This window comes from Nocardiopsis sp. NRRL B-16309, assembly GCF_001279585.1.
GTDB lineage: Bacteria > Actinomycetota > Actinomycetes > Streptosporangiales > Streptosporangiaceae > Nocardiopsis.
On the sequence record NZ_LGEC01000095.1, the window covers coordinates 1 to 16,597 of the forward strand.

13 protein-coding genes are annotated in these 16,597 nt (G+C 73.7%); 3 read left to right on the forward strand and 10 right to left on the reverse strand.

Annotated features, from left to right (window positions below):
* Positions 1-691 precede the first annotated feature (691 nt).
* The gene (gene tyrS / locus ADL05_RS22220) at positions 692-1,993 is read right to left on the reverse strand and encodes a tyrosine--tRNA ligase (RefSeq protein WP_053618942.1); all 1,302 of its coding nucleotides are present in this window, start codon (positions 1,991-1,993) and stop codon (positions 692-694) included.
* Positions 1,994-2,241: 248 nt separating this feature from the next.
* Between tyrS and ADL05_RS22225 the strand changes: the two genes are divergently transcribed.
* From ADL05_RS22225 to ADL05_RS22235, 3 genes are all read left to right on the forward strand, one after another.
* Positions 2,242-3,051 (forward strand): alpha/beta fold hydrolase, encoded by an 810-nt coding sequence (locus ADL05_RS22225; RefSeq protein WP_053618943.1) that lies wholly within the window; start codon positions 2,242-2,244, stop codon positions 3,049-3,051.
* On the forward strand, positions 3,044-3,634 hold the full coding sequence (locus tag ADL05_RS22230) for a TetR/AcrR family transcriptional regulator (RefSeq protein WP_053618944.1): 591 nt from the start codon (positions 3,044-3,046) through the stop codon (positions 3,632-3,634). Before ADL05_RS22225 ends, ADL05_RS22230 begins: the two co-directional genes overlap by 8 nt.
* Positions 3,635-4,076: 442 nt before the next feature.
* Entirely contained in the window at positions 4,077-4,775 is a 699-nt protein-coding gene (locus ADL05_RS22235) for an HNH endonuclease family protein (RefSeq protein WP_053618979.1), read from the forward strand.
* A gap of 195 nt (positions 4,776-4,970) precedes the next feature.
* Here ADL05_RS22235 and ADL05_RS22240 read toward each other — a convergent pair whose 3' ends face one another.
* From ADL05_RS22240 to ADL05_RS22280, 9 genes are all read right to left on the reverse strand, one after another.
* Complete coding sequence (locus ADL05_RS22240; RefSeq protein ID WP_231640867.1) at positions 4,971-5,468, reverse strand: hypothetical protein; 498 nt, start codon at positions 5,466-5,468, stop codon at positions 4,971-4,973.
* 119 nt (positions 5,469-5,587) lie between these two features.
* The gene (lhgO, locus tag ADL05_RS22245; RefSeq protein ID WP_053618945.1) at positions 5,588-6,805 is read right to left on the reverse strand and encodes an L-2-hydroxyglutarate oxidase; all 1,218 of its coding nucleotides are present in this window, start codon (positions 6,803-6,805) and stop codon (positions 5,588-5,590) included.
* Positions 6,806-6,940: 135 nt separating this feature from the next.
* Complete coding sequence (locus ADL05_RS22250; RefSeq protein ID WP_053618946.1) at positions 6,941-7,399, reverse strand: DUF742 domain-containing protein; 459 nt, start codon at positions 7,397-7,399, stop codon at positions 6,941-6,943.
* Complete coding sequence (locus tag ADL05_RS30695; RefSeq protein ID WP_156365970.1) at positions 7,389-10,847, reverse strand: sensor histidine kinase; 3,459 nt, start codon at positions 10,845-10,847, stop codon at positions 7,389-7,391. Before ADL05_RS30695 ends, ADL05_RS22250 begins: the two co-directional genes overlap by 11 nt.
* 263 nt (positions 10,848-11,110) lie before the next feature.
* Positions 11,111-12,028 carry a sirohydrochlorin chelatase gene (locus ADL05_RS22260; RefSeq protein ID WP_053618947.1) on the reverse strand — a complete coding sequence of 306 codons (918 nt, stop codon included), beginning with the start codon at positions 12,026-12,028 and terminating at the stop codon, positions 11,111-11,113.
* Between the two features lie 156 nt (positions 12,029-12,184).
* Entirely contained in the window at positions 12,185-12,787 is a 603-nt protein-coding gene (locus ADL05_RS22265) for an ATP/GTP-binding protein (protein ID WP_053618948.1), read from the reverse strand.
* On the reverse strand, positions 12,768-13,262 hold the full coding sequence (locus ADL05_RS22270) for a DUF742 domain-containing protein (RefSeq protein WP_082376758.1): 495 nt from the start codon (positions 13,260-13,262) through the stop codon (positions 12,768-12,770). The genes ADL05_RS22265 and ADL05_RS22270 overlap by 20 nt, the downstream gene beginning before the upstream one ends.
* On the reverse strand, positions 13,259-13,693 hold the full coding sequence (locus ADL05_RS22275; protein WP_053618949.1) for a roadblock/LC7 domain-containing protein: 435 nt from the start codon (positions 13,691-13,693) through the stop codon (positions 13,259-13,261). Before ADL05_RS22275 ends, ADL05_RS22270 begins: the two co-directional genes overlap by 4 nt.
* Position 13,694: 1 nt before the next feature.
* Positions 13,695-16,379 (reverse strand): nitrate- and nitrite sensing domain-containing protein, encoded by a 2,685-nt coding sequence (locus tag ADL05_RS22280; protein WP_053618950.1) that lies wholly within the window; start codon positions 16,377-16,379, stop codon positions 13,695-13,697.
* Positions 16,380-16,597 lie beyond the last annotated feature (218 nt).

Genomic DNA, 16,597 nt, shown 5'->3' on the forward strand with positions numbered 1-16,597 from the left:
ATCAGGTGTTCCGTGCCCCGCCAAATCGGCGGTTTCGGAGCAATTGATCGGGGTAAAGCCCGTTCCGCTTCTCCGACCCGGCGAATTCGCCCGGCTTTCGAAGCAACTCCCCGAGCCTACCCGAACCGCATGAGTGCTCGGACCGGTAAGGCCGGAAAAGAGTCGAGGTGTCGCAGGACAATCGGACGGAACGACGTTCCACCCGACCGCGGTCCGGTGCTGAGTCGACCCGAAGAGCCGCTCGCCGTCCCGTGGCGACTCGACCTACTCTAGGCGGACTGGGAGCAGACGTCAAATCAGAGCCCGGAGCGGGGCCGTCCCCGCGGTCCGGGACCTCGGCGCCCCCGTGGGGCGGCTTCTCGGTCTCCCGACGGGCGCGATCCAGGGTCGCGTGGTCACGTCGGCTCTCGTTGTCTACCAACGAGCGTCATTCCCCCGGGACTCCCCTCGAAACACACAAGCCACGGCAAAGCACACCCCGGTCGCGTCCGTGCACGCCGTCGGGCTCCTGACGCCGGCGGGGCCGGGGCGCTGGCCCGCCAGCACGCCCCCCCCGCCCCCTCGCAGGGCGGTCGCGTCTCCTCCCCCGGGTACCAACCCAAAACCACCCCCGCCGTGGCGGGCCGGGGGGGCCGGCCCCCCGGGGCGCACCCCGCCCCCGCCGGCCCGTCAGACGGGCGTTCGTTTCGCGTCAGCCCGTGAGGACGACGCCACCGATGTTGCGCTTGCCCTTGCGCAGCACGACGAAGCGCTCCTGGAGCACGTCCTCGCTGCCCACCCGCGCCTCCACGTCGGTGACCTTGACGTTGTTCACGTAGGCACCGCCCTCCTGGATGGCCCTGCGGGCGGCGGACTTGCTCGGGGTCAGTCCGCACTGGGCGAACAGGTCGGCGACCGACGGCAGGTCCGCCACCGACCCCTCGTGCTCGGTCCTGGGCACCTCCGCCAGGGCCGCGTCCAGCGTGCGCCCGTCCAGCTCGGACAGGTCCGCACGGCCGAACAGGGCCAGGCTGGCCTCGATGGCCTTGCGGCACTCCTCCTCGCCGTGCACCAGTGTGGTGAGCCCCTCCGCCAGGGCGCGCTGGGCGGCACGGGCCTGCGGGCGCTCCTGTGTCTGGCGCTCCAGGTCCTCGATCTCGGACTGGCCGAGGAAGCTGAACACCTTCAGGTAGCGCACGACGTCGCGGTCGTCGGCGTTGAACCAGAACTGGTAGAAGGCGTACGGCGAGGTCAGGTCGGGGTCGAGCCAGACGGTTCCCGTCTCGGTCTTGCCGAACTTGGTGCCGTCGGCCTTCGTGAGCAGGTTCGTGGTCAGCGCGTGCGCCTGTCCGTGCGGCCGGTTGCCGTCCATCCGGCGGACCAGGTCCAGACCGGCGGTGATGTTGCCCCACTGGTCCGAGCCGCCGGTCTGCAGCGTGCATCCGAAGCGCCGGTAGAGCTGGACGTAGTCGTAGGACTGCAGCAGCACGTAGCTGAACTCCGTGTAGCTCATGCCCTCGCCGTCGAGACGGCTGCGCACGGTCTCGCGGGCGAGCATCTGATTGATGCTGAAGTGCTTGCCCACGTCACGCAGGAGTTCGATGGCGTTGATCTCGCCGAGCCACTCGCGGTTGTTGGCGAGGATCGCGTCGGTCGGCGCCGCCTGCTCGCCCTCCGGGGTGAAGCGCAGGAAGCGTGACAGCTGTCCGGCCAGGGTGGCGACCCATCCCTCGACCGTGTCCACCGAGTTCATCTGCCGTTCGGCCGACGGCTTGGGGTCGCCGATGAGTCCGGTCCCACCGCCGACCAGGGCGATCGGGCGGTGCCCCGCCTGCTGGAATCGGGCCAGGGTGAGGATCTGGGTGAGGTGACCGACGTGGAGGCTGCCCGCCGTGGGGTCGAATCCGCAATACAGGGTGATCGGACCATCGGCGAGCGACTTGCGGAGTGCGTCAATGTCGGTCGTCTGCGCGACCAGGCCGCGCCACTGGAGTTCGTCGATGATGTCGGTCACTGTGTTGCTCTCTGTCGTGTAGGCGGGCCCGTGGCCCGGTCTGCCTGGCAGTCTAGGCGGGCGGCCACGGCGGATCACCCGGTTTCCCTCCACGCTATCGGCTGCCCCGAACGCTGGTCACACGTGCACCTCGGGCGAAGGCGGAAGCCGAGCGCCGTCCGCACGTGTCGGCGACGAGGCCTTGACGCCTTTGGCTAATGGGCATAGCTTTTTGGCTATCAGCATTAGCTAGAGCCGAGGAGGCCCTGATGCACTACCTCGACCGACCCCACGGCCGGATCGCCTACGACCTCTCCGGACCCGAGAACAGCGGAAGGCTGGTGGTCTGCGTTCCGGGCATGTTCGACCACCGCGCCTCCTTCCGCTTCGTGGCCGAGCGGCTGGCCGACGCCGGGCACCGGGTGGCCGTGATGGACCTGCGGGGGCACGGTGACAGCGACGCCGCGTTCGAGGCCTACACCAACCGCGCCGCCGCCACCGACGCGATCGCCCTCGCCGAGGAACTCGACGGCCGCGACGTGGTCATGGTGGGCAACTCCTTCGGTGGAGCCGCCGTCACCATCGCCGCGTTGGAGCGCCCCGACCTCGTCGCGGGTATCACCCTGCTCGGCCCCTTCCTGCGCACCCGCCCGACGAGCCCCGCCATGACGCTCCTCCAGCGGCTCATGGTGGCCCGGCCCTGGGCGCCCTGGACCCTGGCCGCCCTCTACGACAGCCTCCACAAGGGGCGCGTCCCGGAGGGGCACCGGGAGCAGAAGGCCCGCGTCCTGGCGATGCTGCGACCGGCCGACCGCCTACGGGCGGTGCGGGCGACCATCTTCGGACCCAACGAGCAGGTCCTGACCGCGCCCGGCCTCCGGGCCGAGGCCCTGGTCATGGTGGGCGAACAGGACCCCGACTGGCCGGACCCGCGCGCGGAGGCGGAGTGGGTGGCCTCGGTGATCGACGGCACGGTCGAGATGGTCCCCGAGTGCGGGCACTACCCGCAGTCCCAGAGGCCCGGCGTCGTCGCCGCCGGCGTACTGCGGCTGATCGCGGAGGTCGACGCCGATGCCTAGGGCAGGACTCACCCCGCGTGTGGTGGCGGAGGAGGCCGCGCGGTTGTGCGACGAGGAGGGGTTCGACGCCCTGACCCTGGCCTCGCTCGCCAAGCGGGTGGGCGTGGCCGCGCCCAGCCTGTACAAGCACGTCGACGGGTTAACGGCCCTGCGCCGGGACGTGGCCCTCCTGGGCATGGCCGAACTGGCCGAGGCGCTGCGCGGGGCGACGGTCGGACGGTCGGGGGCTCCCGCCCTGAGGGCGGCGGCCGACGCCTACCGCGGTTACGCCCGCGCCCACCCCGGGCGCTACGCCGCCCTCCAGCAGGCCCCGCGTCCCGACGACGAGGAGGCCCAGCGGGTCGCGGCCGGTCCGGTCTCGGTGCTGGCGGCCGTGCTGCGCGGCTTCGGGATCGGGGACGATCAGGCGGTGCACGCGATCCGGGCGCTGCGCAGTGGACTGCACGGGTTCGTCCATCTGGAGGCCAACGGCGGGTTCAGGCTGCCCGAGGACCTGGACGAGAGCTACGGACTGCTCGTGGAGGGGTTCGTCCGCGCCTTCGAGGGCTGGGCCGATGTCGCGGCGCGGACCGGAGACGGCTGAGGCCGACCGGCGCCCCGCCCTCCAGGACGGTCGGAGAACGGCCGCCGCCGACGGGACGCGAGGACGGGGCCGGGAAGCGGCCGGAAGACGGCCGCGACCGACAGGACGAGGGCGGCCGGACGAGGGCGGCAGGAGGAGGGCCGCGGCCGTAGCGCCGTCCCCGCCCGACGGCCCGGCGGCCACCGCCCGCCGTCCCACCCAGCCGACCGCCCCGCTCCGCGCACGCGCTCCTTCCCCTGGCGGCCGAGCGGTGAGGAGCGGGAGGGGAACCGCCCGCCACTGGCGGGATCACTGGTCTCGGACACCACCTGCCCAGGGATTCGGCGCGGTGACGAGGCCCTGCCCCCGGGCGCGATTTCGGTGACCGGCGGTCATGGTCCAAGCTTGGGGTGCCGGAACGGCCCCCGCCCGCGCGGATCGAACAGCAGTGTTGGAGTCCTCCATGCCCAAGAAACCCTCAGCCAGAGGCACGAGCCTCGCCGCCACCGTGGTCGGTGTCCTCGCCGTCGCCGCGTTCGTCCTCTATCAGTTGGGCGTCATCGATCTGGAGGGCCTGGACACCTCCGGCGGCGACGCCCGGTCCAACGACGCCGCGGCCTCGTCCTCCGACACCGACCAGGTAGCGGCGTGGTTGGACGAGATCCGGATCGAGGACGAGAACGACCCGCCCGGGTACGACCGGGCGTTGTTCCCGCACTGGAGCACGGTCGAGGGCGCGTGCAACGCCCGGGAGACGGTCCTGGCCCGCGACGGCCAGGACGTGGAGGCCGACGACGAGTGCCGGGCGGTCTCGGGCACCTGGAACAGCGTCTACGACGGTGAGAGCTTCACCGACTCCGGTGACCTGGACATCGACCACATGGTGCCGCTCAAGGAGGGCTGGCGCTCGGGCGCGCACTCCTGGAGCACCGACCAGCGGGAGCAGTTCGCCAACGACCTGGAGCGCTCGCCCCAACTGTGGGCGGTGAGCGCGTCCAGCAACCGGTCCAAGAGCGATTCCGACCCCTCCGACTGGATGCCGCCGAGCGAGGACTTCCACTGTGACTACGTCGCGGCGTGGATCGAGGTCAAGCACGAGTGGGACCTGACCGTGGACCCCGACGAGGAGGCGACACTGCGCGAGGTCCTGTCCGGCTGCTGAGTCCCCCGGTCACCGCCGAGCCGGTCGCGAACCCCGTGACCGGCCGGCGGTGACCGCACCCCGACGGCGCCAGAGGGCACGGGACGTCACCGCGCGGCGCCGGAACGGGACGCGCCGGCCCGGCCCGGAGAGTCCACGGCGGAGCACCCCGAACCGGCCCCGGCCGCTGAGGACCGGAGCCGACACGTCTCCCGGTCACTCCGGCCGAATCCCACGGGCGGTGGCCAGGAGTTCGTCCGTGCCGAGGAGACCGAAGGCATCACGCACCTCCACCGCCACGCCCGCCTCGGGACACCAGAAGGCCTCCGTCTCGCCGTGCAGGCCCTCGACCCCGTTGTTGTCGAACTCGCTGAGGTCCCAGGTGTCCGGCGAGCGCTCGTGGTACTCCGTGAGGAAGGCCCGCACGGCGGACAGGTCGGTGAGCCGCGAGCCCCGCAGGACGAGGACCTGGAGGACGACCTGCGCTCCCCCGCCCTCCAGGCTCCGCTCCCACACGCGCGTGGAGAAGGACACGTCCTCCCATTCGTAGGCGAAGTCCGCGACCTCGGTCCGATCGTCGATCTGGTCGGGCAGGTGCCCGATGGCGAAGCCGTCCAACTCTCCCCCTCGCGGGTCGGTGGCGACCGCGGCCGCCGTGAGTACGAACACGAGCGCGGTGGCCAACGCCACCATGGCCCACCGGACAACGAACATGGTCACCCCCGACGGTGGTCGCGGGCCCCTCCCGGACCACCTGCCTTCCATGGTCCGCGGAGTCGCAGGCCAGTACCAGAGTGGGCTCCAGCCTGTGGACAACCCTGCTCCGACACACCTCAGCGGGGCGGTACGTGGGTGTCGGCGAGGTACTCGGCGATGGCGAGCGCGGAGGTCGCCGCGGGCGAGGGCGCGTTGCGCACGCACACCACGCGGCCGTGGGCGTCCACCCGGAAGTCGTCGATCAGGGAGCCGTCGCGCCCCAGGGCCTGGGCCCGTACGCCCGCCTGCGCCGGACGCAGGTCCGCACCGGTGATCTCCGGCAGCAGCCGCCGCGCCTGCCGGGCGAACGCCGTCCGCGACGCGGAGACCAGGGACTCGCGGATCCCGGTGCTCCAGTGCCGACGCGCCAGCCGCCAGAAGCCCGGCCAGGCGAGGGTCTGGGCGAACTCGCCCCGCTCCAGGTCGCGGAAGCGGTAGCCCTCGCGCGCCGTGGCGAGCACGGCGTTGGGTCCGGCCATGACCTCCCCGTGGACGTGCCGCGTCAGGTGCACGCCCAGGAAGGGGTACTGGGGGTCGGGCACCGGGTAGATCAGGCCCCGCACGAGGTGGCGGCGTTCGGGGACGAGTTCGTGGTAGTGCCCGCGGAAGGGGACGACGCGCGGGTCCGGTCCGGCGCCCGCCATGCCGGCGAGCAGGTCGCTGTGCAGGCCGGCGCAGGCCACGAGCCGGTCGAAGCGGTGGATGTGCCGTTCGCCGCGCGGGTCGCCGGTCAGGACGCGCACGCCGTCGTCCTGTTGGCGCAGGTCCAGGACCGGGGTGTTGAGCAGGACGCGTCCGCCCGAGCGGCGCACGTCGTCGGCGAGCTGTTCGGCCACGGCCACGAAGTCGGTGATGGCGGTCGTGGGCGAGTGGAGGGCGGCGACACCCGCGGCGTGGGGCTCGATGTCGCGCAGGCCCTCGGGTCCGAGCCGGGTGAGGCCGGGGACGCCGTTCTCCTCTGCCCGGCGTCCGAGGCCGTCCAGCCGGGCCTCCTCCTCCGCGTCGAGGGCGACGACGACCTTGCCCGCCTCCTCGTAGGGCAGTCCGTACTCGGCGCAGTACTCGCGCAGCAGACCGACGCCGCGGCGGCACAGGGTGGCCTTGAGGGATCCGGGCTTGTAGTAGAGGCCGGCGTGGACGACTCCGCTGTTGTGTCCGGTCTGGTGGGCGGCGACCCGGTCCTCCTTCTCCAGAACGGTGACGCGGATGCCGGGGCGTTGGAGGAGGAGTCGGCGGGCCAGGGCGAGGCCGACGATGCCCGCGCCGACGACGCCGATGTGTTCGCTGCTGCGCATGGGGCGCACGCTAGCAACCCGGGGGCCGTCCACGGCGGTCGGGGCACGGTCGACCGGGGCGGTCGGCCTGCCTGGACCGGGCTCGGCAGGCCGATGCCGGGCCGGGCCCGGGCCCCGGGTTCGGGCGGCGCGGGATCACAGCGAGCGCAGGCCCACCAGCACCGCGTGCAGGATGTCCTGGCGCTCCAGCGGCCGGGAGGGCCCGCAGCGTTGGAGGGATCCATCGGCGATCATGTGGGCGACGATGCTCCTGACCTGACTGAACGGCAGCCGCAGCTCCGCCGCGAGTTCGGCGAGCGTGCGGGCGCGCACCGCGCGCAGCAGGATGGTCTCCCGTTCGGGGCGGAGTACTTCGCGCTCGCCGGGCAGCCGGGCGGCGACGAGCAGGGTGAGCATGTCCAGGTCGTCCTCGTGCTCGACCGGGTCGTCCGTGGGACGATCGGCGGTTCCGGCGTCCACGGCGTAGGGGCGCAGGAACCGCTCCGTCTCCTCGTCGGCGGCCGTGGGCGGTTCCGGGAACCGGGGCCCCACCGTGGACGGCGGATCGGGGACGTGGCCGACCATCGGCCGGGCGTGCGCGCCGTCACCTCTCATCGTGCGCCTCCGGAGGCGTGTCGGGAGCGAGGACGCGGCCGAAGCCGTCGGGCGGGGTGGGCCAGGACGCCCCCGGTGCGTCGGCCGGGTTCGGGTGCTCCTGCCGCGGGCGTGCGGGATCCGACGAATCCTGTGGCTCGTTCGGTCGGCTCGAAGGCCCGGAGCCGGGCCGCGCGTCGACCGGTCGCGCGCCGGTGGGCGGCCCGGAGGCCGGAGACACCCGTTTGGGCAGTGGCGCCCGGGTGTCGGCGGACGGGTCGGGCCCCCGATGCGGCACCGGAGGAGGTGCCGTCCCCTCGGGACCGGGAGGACCGTGGTGCGGCACAGGTGCCTGGGGGCCGCTGACGGACGCCGGAGGCGGCCCGTCGCCCGGCCACGCGGCGTGCGCCGGGCCCTGCGGGGGCTGGTGCCGACCGCGGGCCCTGGCGGGCTGGGGCTGCGAGAGCGCGACCAGCGCATCGAGGTCGCGCTGGTGAGCGGTGTGCGCGGGGCCCGGTGCCGGGGCGCCCTCCCCGCCCCACGGCCGTACGGGAGCGGGCCGGTCACCCTGCCAGGGAGGCCGGCCGGGGTCCCCCTGGCCGACGGGACCGTCCGGGTCGGGCACGACCGGCCACTGCGGTCCGGTCACGGGCGCCTCGGGGGCACCGGCCACCCGGTCGCGGTGCTCCGGTCCAGGGAGGGAGCCGTGTCCGGGAGCCCCCGGCCACGGAGGACCCGTCACCGACACCGGCCGCTGCGGATCGGTCCCCGGCACCGCGCGGTCGGCCGACGCCCCGGACCCGCCCCAGTCCCCGGAGACACCAGGACCCACGTGCGGCTGCGGACCCGTGACCGACACCCCCGACGACGCACCCGAACGACCGGTGTACTCCGAACCGGCACCGTCCATGCCGGGCCCGATCCCCTGTTGGGGACCCGTGACCGACCCTCCGGACGGCGTTCCGCCCGGGCGGTCCCAGTTCTCAGCACTCCCAGGACCACCATCACCGGCAAAGCCCATCTGCTGTTGAGGACCCGTCACCGACCCGCCGGACGGCGCTCCGCCCGGACGACCCGCGTACTCGGCACTCCCGGGACCACCATCACCGACGAAGCCCAACTGCTGCTGAGGGCCTGTGACCGACTCCGAACGATCACCCGACGACCCGAACCCGCCCCGGTCCCCGGAGACACCAGGACCCACGCCCTGCTGCGGACCCGTCACCGACAGCGGACGCTGCGGACCGGTCCCCGGCGCCGCGCGGTCGTCCGTCGGCCCGAACGCGCCCGCCCCCTCAGGGCCGGGACCCACGTGCGGCTGCGGTCCCGTGACCGCTCCGCGGTCGCCCGGACGGTCGGCGGGAGGGCCGTGGACGGAGATCCGCGGGCCGCTGGGGGGCTCGGTCGACACGGGCGCCTGCGGGTGCGGCCGTCCGTCCGACGGTTCCGGGCCGCCGCCCGGGCCCGTGACGGGGACCGCGAGCGGGCTCTCCACCGGTTCGAGCAGGGACTCCGGCAGCAGCGCCGTGGCCCGGGTGCCGCCGTAGGACGAGGGCCTCAGCCACACGCGGATACCGTGCCGCTCGGCCAGCCGGGCCACCACGAACAGGCCCAGGCGGGGGTCCTCCGGCAGTTCCATCACGTCGAACTCCGGCGGCTGGGTGAGCGTGCGCTCGGCGGCCGCGTAGCCGTGCTCGGACATCCCCAGGCCGCGGTCCTCCACCTCCACGGTCAGCCCGCCGACCACCGGGGCGCAGCTGACGTCCACCGGCGCGCCCGCCGGGGAGAACTGGGTGGCGTTCTCCACCAGTTCGGCGAGCAGGTGGACGACGTCGGCGACCGCCTGGCCGTGCATGAGGACGCGGGGCGCGGAGGTCAGGCGGACCCGGTCGAAGTCCTCGGTCTCGGCGATGGCCGCGCGCAGGACGTCCACGAGCGGGCGCGGCTGGCGCCACCGGCGCACGGACTGGCCGCCGCCCAGGATGATGAGGTTGTCGGCGTAGCGCCGCGCCCGGGTGGCCAGGTGGTCGAGCCGGAAGAGCCGGCGCAGCGCCTCGGGGTCCTGCTCGTTGTACTCGATCTCGTCGAGCAGGCGCAGCTGGCGCTGGACGAGGTTCTGGTTGCGGAAGGCGATGCCCAGGTAGGCGCGGTTGGCGCCGCGGCGGATCTCGGCCTGGCGCACGGCCGCCTCGACGGCGGTCAGCTGGGCGGAGTCGAACGCCTCCGCGACCTGCCCGATCTCGTCCCTGCCGATGTCGTCGAGCGGGGGCAGCTCCTCCTGGACGTCGACCTTCTGTCCCCGCTGGGCCCGGTCGACGATGTCGGGCAGGTCGTCGTCGCGGTCCAGGATCTGGGAGCGCAGCCGCAGGAGGCGGTCGGTCAGGCGGCGCGAGGAGCGGCCGACCACGGCGATGGCGGCCACACCGCCGGCGAGCGTGGCGACCGCGGCGGCCACTCCGAGGGCCACGCGCAGCAGCGCGGCGCTCCGGGCCAGGTCGACGGTGCGCTCGGCCTGGGACCGGGCGAGCGAGTCCAGGCTCCGCGCCGCGTCGGCCGAGGACTCGTCCCACGCGGCGGCGCCGACGCCCACCTCCGTGTTCCACTCGGCGTCGGGCTCCCCGAGGGGCGGCGGGCCGTCGTCGGGGTCGCGGTCGACGATCGGGGTCCGGGTGACGACCTGGCGGCTGAGCTGTTCCGCCCGCGACCACTCCTCGCGGCCGGTCATCGCCTCGTAGCGCCGCTGGAGCGACGGGTGCAGGGTCGGGGCGACCGTGGAGAGCGTGGAGCGGTAGGAGGCGGTGAGGTAGGTGAAGTGCGCGGTCTCCTCGTAGCTCATCTCGCCGCTGGCGATCACCCCGGCCAGCAGCGCGTCGGCCGTGGAGTAGTCGGCGTGGGCGCCCATGAGTTCGCGCGTCAGGACCGCGTCGGTGAGGTTCTCTCCGCCGTCGGTGGTGTGGACCAGGGCGGTGATGGCGGACCGGGTGCCGCCGATCAGGTCCCCGTAGCGCAGGAGCGCCTCCCCCCGGTCGAGGGCGAGGTCGTCGACGAGGTCCCGTACCTCGGCCAGGGCCTCGGGCGCGGCGGCGACGGCGGCCGCGCTGCGATCGACCTCGTCGTCCTGGGCTCCGCGCAGCCGTTCGGCGAGGTCGACCGCCTCGGCCAGGGCCGCGTCGGTGCTCTCGCGCTGTTCCCGCAGGCCGGCGTCGGCCTCGTCGCCGGCGCCCTCGTTCTCGCTCCGGCCCATGTGGACCAGGGTGTCGCGGCGTTCGTTCCGCAGTTCGGTCGCGGCCCTGGAGAAGATCGCCGTGCCCTCGGCGGCACGTTCGACATCGCCCATGAGTTGGACCGCCCGCACGGTGCCGACGGCCGCCACGACGAGCCAGAGTGCGAGGAAGCACAGGCTCGGAATCAGCACGATGCGGGTGAGCTGACCGCGGATCGTGGACGCGTGGTCGCGGTTTCTGCGCATGGCCCCTCCAGCCTGAGCGGGTGCCGGACGTCCTCGGAAGGAGGCCCGGAGGCTCGTGGTCGTGACGAGGCTATCGAAAAAACATTGCCTTACGCTGTCAAACAATCACAAGTAGTTATCCGTCAGGGGAGACGAAACCGGCGCACCGTGTGTTACGCGACATCGACGCGGTGTCGAACGCGCAGGTCGTCCGGCCACGACACGAAGGGCCGCCCGTGGAACGGGCGGCCCTCGATGGCGTGGGGAGTCGGCGTGTCGCCTTCTCAGGACTCCGGCCGGTGGCGGGAGCCCACGGGCGCCGGAAGCTCCTCCGCGGTCGGCGGCTGCTCCACGCCGAGCGAGTTCAGCACCTCGGCGTAGCGCAGGGCGGCGATTTTGCCCAGCAGGCTGTCGGCGCCCAGCGGGGCGCCCAGACGGGCGCCGAACCGCGCGGCCAGGTCCTCCAGCTCCGCGGCGCGCAGCTCCGGGCCCAGCGCGCTGGGCGCGATGACCGGCCGCTGGCAGCCGCCCTGCCGCAGCTGGCCCAGGACCTGCTCGACGGCGGCCGGGTTCTCCAGGTCGGCGGGCAGCACGGTCAGGCCGAGGCGGGCGGCCAGCAGCACCGCGGACACACCGGCGGCACCGGCGGCGGCCTCACCGCCGACCGCGCCCACGACGACGCCGTCCGCCATGGTGTTGTTGCGCGCCACCACGCTGATCAGGCGCATCCGGTCGGCCCGGACGAACCCGGCCTCGGCCAGGCGCAGGTGCAGGACCTCGGCGAGCATCGGGTGCGGGCCCAGGCCCTCGGTGACGCGTACGTCGGCGCCGGCCCGGGAGACCGCCGCGTCGATCGCGGCGGACATCGCGGCGTGCGGCGCGGTGACCAGGGGGACGACCACTCCGGCCAGAGGGCGGCCGTCGGACCGCTCCAGCCCGGCCAGGGCCTCGTCCAGGGTCTGCTCGTCACCCTCGATGTGGCCGTGGCGGATGGTGACCTCGGGGCGGTAGGCCCGCACCAGGTCGGCCATGCGCCCACCGATCGACCCACCGTCGGCGTCCCTGGCCTGTTCGGCCGTGCCCGGGACCGCCATGATCAGTGCGGGCGTCCCGAACCAGTTGTCGAACGACAGGGGGTTGCGGTGTCGGCCCGAACGCCGCTTGGGCAGTTCACGTGGAGGAAGTCGATCAGAGTTTCGCATACCAGGATTCAGATGAGAGGCGGATGGGGTGCCCAGTTCACAGCTTTGGTCACTGCCGCGACATTGTAGCGTTCAACACCACATTTCCGGGCGCATCCCCCGAACGTATACCCGGGTACCGCCCCGGAGCGGCGGCGGGGCACCACCCGGCGCGGGTCATCCCGTCATGGCGGGGCTCCGGCTGCGGATGACGTGGGTGACCAGTTCCACCAGCACGTCGCGGCAGGAGTCGCGGTCACGGGCGTCGGCCATCACGACCGGCACCGCGGCGGGGATGTCGAGCGCCTCGCGCACCTCGGCGGCCTCGTAGGGCTCCGAGCCGTCGAACCGGTTGACCGCGACGACGAACGGCAGCCCCTGGCGCTCGAAGAAGTCGACCGCGTGGAAGCACGTGTCCAGCCGGCGGGTGTCGGCCAGGACGACGGCGCCCAGGGCTCCGGCGGCGAGTTCGTCCCACATGAACCAGAACCGGTCCTGCCCCGGTGTGCCGAAGAGGTAGAGGACGATGTCGTCGTTGATCGTGATCCGGCCGAAGTCGAGCGCGACGGTGGTGGTGCTCTTGCTCTCCACCCCGCCCAGGTCGTCCACCCCGTAGCTGGCCTCGGTCATCACCTCCTCCGTGCTCAACGGGGTGATCTCGCTGACCGAGGCCACCAGGGTGGTCTTGCCGGCGCCGAATCCCCCGGCGACGATGATCTTGACGGCCTGCGGGATCGCCTCCGGCGTTCCCCGGCCGGTCTCAGAGTCTGCGGATGCCATCGAGTACCGCCTGAAGTACTTTCTTCTCGGGGAGTCGGGTCACGGGCACGGCCGCCCGCGTGCGTACGTCGCCCTCGGCGACGAGGTCGCCCAGGAGCACCTTGACGACCGTCAGGGGCATGTCCAGCCGGGCGGAGACCTCCGCGACGGAGATCGGCCGGTGGCACAGCCGCAGGATCTCCTTGTACTCCGGTTCCAGGTGGTGTTCCTCCCGGTCCCCGGCGGCCACCACGATCGTGATCATGTCCAGGGCCGGGCCCGCGGACCGGGGCCGCGTCCGTCCCCTGGTCAGGGTGTAGGGGCGCACGAGCGGCTCGGAGGGCCCGTCCCCCCGCGCCAGGCCCGCGGCGGGCCCCTCGGAGCTGGGGTGGCCCCCGCCGCGGCGCCGGAAGGGCGCGGGGTGCTCGCGCGCCGCGCCCCCCGCCGCCTCCGCCGCTCCGGCCCAGGCGGTTCCCGGCCGATCCCAGGGGTTCACGACCCCGCCCCGCCCATGGCGGTGAGATGGCCCGCGCGCCGAGGCGCGGCCGTGAGGAACTGGCCCACGCGTTTGACGCGCAGGTTCATCTCGTAGGCGACCAGCCCCACGTCGGCGTCCTCGGTGGCCAGCACCGCCAGGCAGGCCCCCGTGCCCGCGGCGGTGACGAAGAGATAGGAGTGCTCCATCTCGACCACGGTCTGGCGGACCTCGCCTCCGCCGAAGTGGCGCCCGGTCCCCCGTGCCAGGCTCTGGAAGGCCGACGCCACCGCCGACAGGTGTTCGGCGTCCTGTGCGGAAAGCCCTCGCGAACCGCCCAGGAGCAGGCCGTCCGACGACAGGACGATCGCGTGTGCGGCTCCCACGACCCGGTCCACCAGGTCGTCCAGGAGCCAGTCAAGGTTGTCCGCGGCCCCGCTCATTCCCACCATCTCAGTCGCTCTCTCCCCTGCGGTCGTCGGTGCTGGCACCGACCTGGTCACTGCTGTACTCCCGTCCGGTCTCCTCGGCGTCGGCCGCGCGCCCCCTCCTGGTACCGGCGCTGAACGCGTCCATCATCCGGCGCGCGTCCTCCGGACTGCGCTCGGTGGCGGCCGTCCGCTCCCGCGGGTCCGGGCCGGCCGGTACCCGCGTCTCGGCGTCGTGCTTGAGCTGGGGTGCCAGGCTCGCCTGGCGTCTGCGGCGCGGCAGCCCGGGCCGGTCCGGTCGGGCGCCGACCCTGCCGGGGAGTGTGGTCTCGGGGGTCTCCCGCGGTGCCGTGGGGGTGTCGGCGGTGGCGGAGGGGGCGGCGGCGCCAGGAGGGTCCGCGGCGGCGGAGGAGGCGTCGGCGTCGCCGGGGGGATCCGCGAAGTCGGGGAGGGAGTGGGCGCCGGTGTCGACGGTGAGGTCGGGGACCTGGCGCAGGAGGGGGGCGGGGCGGCGCCGCACGACGGGGCCGTCCTCGCCGGGGGCGGGCACCGGGCGCAGCAGCGCGCGCGAGCCGCGCGGGGTGTCGTCCGGGGCCAGGACGTCCCGGGCCCGGCGCGTGGAGCGCTCCTCACGGGAGACCCGCTGGTCGAGCAGGTCCTGGCGTGCCAGGGCCGCGATGCGGGGGCGCTCGGTGCCGGGTCCGGGCTGGGCGGCCACGAGCGCGGAGGGAATGAGCACGGCCGCGCGCGTCCCCCCGTAGGGCGAGGGGCGCAGCTGCACCTGGATGTCGTGCTTGGCGGCGAGGCGGGCGACGACGAACAGGCCGAGCTGGGCGTCGGTGCCCGGCACCATGACGTCGAACTCGGGAGCCTCGCTGAGCGTGGTGTTCGCCCTGGCCAGGGCGTCCTCGGCCATGCCCAGGCCGCGGTCCTCGATCTCGACGGCCACGCCCTTGGGCACGGTCTCGGTGACGATGGTGACCTCGGTGTGCGGCGGCGAGTAGGCGGTGGCGTTCTCGACCAGCTCGGCGATCATGTGGATGACGTCGGCGACCACGGCTCCGGACAGCGACAGGTCGGGGACCGAGACCAGCCGGACGCGGGCGTACTCCTCCGTCTCGGAGATGGCGCCGCGCAGGATGTCGACGATCGGGATGGGGTGGCGCCAGCGGCGGCCGGGCTGGGCACCGCCGAGGATGATGAGGTTCTCGGCGTGGCGGCGTCCGCGGGTGGCCAGGTGGTCGAGCTGGAAGAGGCTCTCCAGGAGGTCGGGGTCCTCCTCCTCGCGCTCCACGCGGTCCAGGAGCTGGATCTGCCGTTGGACGAGCGACTGGTTGCGGTGGGCGATGCCGAGGAAGACGCGGCTGACGCCCGCCCGGATGTCGGCCTGCTTGACTGCGGCGCCGACGGCGGTGCGCTGGGCGATGTTGAAGGCGTCGGCGACCTGTCCGACCTCGTCGTCGCCGTGGTCGAGCTGCTTCATCTCGGTGTCCAGGTCGACGCTCTCGCCCGCCTCCAGCCTGCGCACGATGCGCGGCAGGTCGGTGCGGGCGGTGCCCAGGGTGTCGGCGCGCAGCCGTGCCAGCCGGTAGGTGAGCCGGCCGACCGAGTGCGCGGCCACGCCGTAGGCGACGGTGCCCGCGAAGAGCGAGGTGATGCCGCCGCCGAGCGCCAGCGAGAACATCCAGGTGCTGGCGGAGTCGGTGGCGTCCACGACGGAGGCGGCCCGGTCGGCGGTGATGGCGCTCAGGTCGGCGTTGACCGCGTCGGCCGCCGCGCGCCAGTCGTCGAGGCCGTCGGGCGGCGCGGAGCCGCGCTCCAGGTCGCCGGTGACCGGGTCCACGGACACCTCGGCCTCGTGGCGGGCCAGGGTGGCCGCCATGGCCAGGGCGTCCTGCCAGGGCGCGCCCGCGGCGAGGGTGACGGGCGTGGGGCCCTCGCCGGCCTCCTCCGCCCCGTCGGTGTCGGCCTGGCCGGTCGGATCGGCCGGGTCGACCTCGGCGGCCGGCGCTGTGTCACCGGTGTGGACGGTCTCGACCCGGTGGCGGGCGTCGGCGGTCAGCGCGGCGATCTCGGTCTGGTCGGCGCGGGTGAGTTCGTCCCGGGCCAGGACGGAGGCGACGACGGCGTCGGCGTGGCTGAAGCTCTCCTGCGCCCACATCAGGTCGGTGGTGGCGGAGGCCTCGGCGGAGGCGGTCCCGTCGTCGAGGGCGCGTGCGGTGCCGGCGTAGAGGCGGATGCCCTGGTGGATGGCGGTCGTGTAGGCCAGCAGGGTGGCGTCGGTGTCCCCGGGGGCGGCGAGGTTGTCCGCGCGCAGTTCCCCGGCGGCCCGCAGGGAGTCGAGGAAGTCGTCGGCCAGCGGACCGGTGGCGGGGTCGTCCTGGTCGCCGAGGTCGTCGGCCAGGGACCGCAGGTCGTCGACGGCGAGGTCGGTGTTCGTGCCCGCCTCGGCCAGCGCGTCGCGGTGGTCGCCGGAGGGGGCGGCCAGGTACTCCGCGCCGACCCGGCGTTCCTCCTGGAGCAGCGTCAGCAGTGCGGCGAGCTCGATCCCGGCCCGGCCCTCGCTCAGCGCGGCGCGCAGCGAGACGGCCTGGGCCAGTGTGGCCGCGCTGATGACGACGAACAGCACCAGGAAGGTGATGCTGGGGATCAGCACGATCCGGTTGAGCTGGGCTCTGATGCCGCGCCTGTTGCCCCCCGGCTGCGCCATTGCGTTCCTCCCACGGACTGGTCGCGAGCGCCGGTCGCCGTGGCCGTGGCGCGGACTGTCACGGTACGCGCAGGAGAGGCCACGTGGTGCCCGCAGGTTCTGGACGCTATCGCACTCCCGGCGCGGGTGCGGGGGGATTGGCGAAATGAGGGCGTGCCCGGCGCGGACATGCCCGACATGGCCGTCGGGGCGGGCGCGGCGCACGCGTGCGAGGGGCG

What these genes read in the sequence shown, in the direction of transcription:
- ADL05_RS22225 (WP_053618943.1), top strand. Translation starts at nt 2,242, where the DNA reads ATGCACTACCTCGACCGACCCCACGGCCGGATCGCCTACGACCTCTCC.
- ADL05_RS22230 (WP_053618944.1), top strand. Translation starts at nt 3,044, where the DNA reads ATGCCTAGGGCAGGACTCACCCCGCGTGTGGTGGCGGAGGAGGCCGCG.
- ADL05_RS22235 (WP_053618979.1), top strand. Translation starts at nt 4,077, where the DNA reads ATGCCCAAGAAACCCTCAGCCAGAGGCACGAGCCTCGCCGCCACCGTG.
- ADL05_RS22240 (WP_231640867.1), bottom strand. Translation starts at nt 5,468, where the DNA reads ATGTTCGTTGTCCGGTGGGCCATGGTGGCGTTGGCCACCGCGCTCGTG.
- lhgO (WP_053618945.1), bottom strand. Translation starts at nt 6,805, where the DNA reads ATGCGCAGCAGCGAACACATCGGCGTCGTCGGCGCGGGCATCGTCGGC.
- ADL05_RS22250 (WP_053618946.1), bottom strand. Translation starts at nt 7,399, where the DNA reads ATGAGAGGTGACGGCGCGCACGCCCGGCCGATGGTCGGCCACGTCCCC.
- ADL05_RS30695 (WP_156365970.1), bottom strand. Translation starts at nt 10,847, where the DNA reads ATGCGCAGAAACCGCGACCACGCGTCCACGATCCGCGGTCAGCTCACC.
- ADL05_RS22260 (WP_053618947.1), bottom strand. Translation starts at nt 12,028, where the DNA reads ATGCGAAACTCTGATCGACTTCCTCCACGTGAACTGCCCAAGCGGCGT.
- ADL05_RS22265 (WP_053618948.1), bottom strand. Translation starts at nt 12,787, where the DNA reads ATGGCATCCGCAGACTCTGAGACCGGCCGGGGAACGCCGGAGGCGATC.
- ADL05_RS22275 (WP_053618949.1), bottom strand. Translation starts at nt 13,693, where the DNA reads ATGGTGGGAATGAGCGGGGCCGCGGACAACCTTGACTGGCTCCTGGAC.
- ADL05_RS22280 (WP_053618950.1), bottom strand. Translation starts at nt 16,379, where the DNA reads ATGGCGCAGCCGGGGGGCAACAGGCGCGGCATCAGAGCCCAGCTCAAC.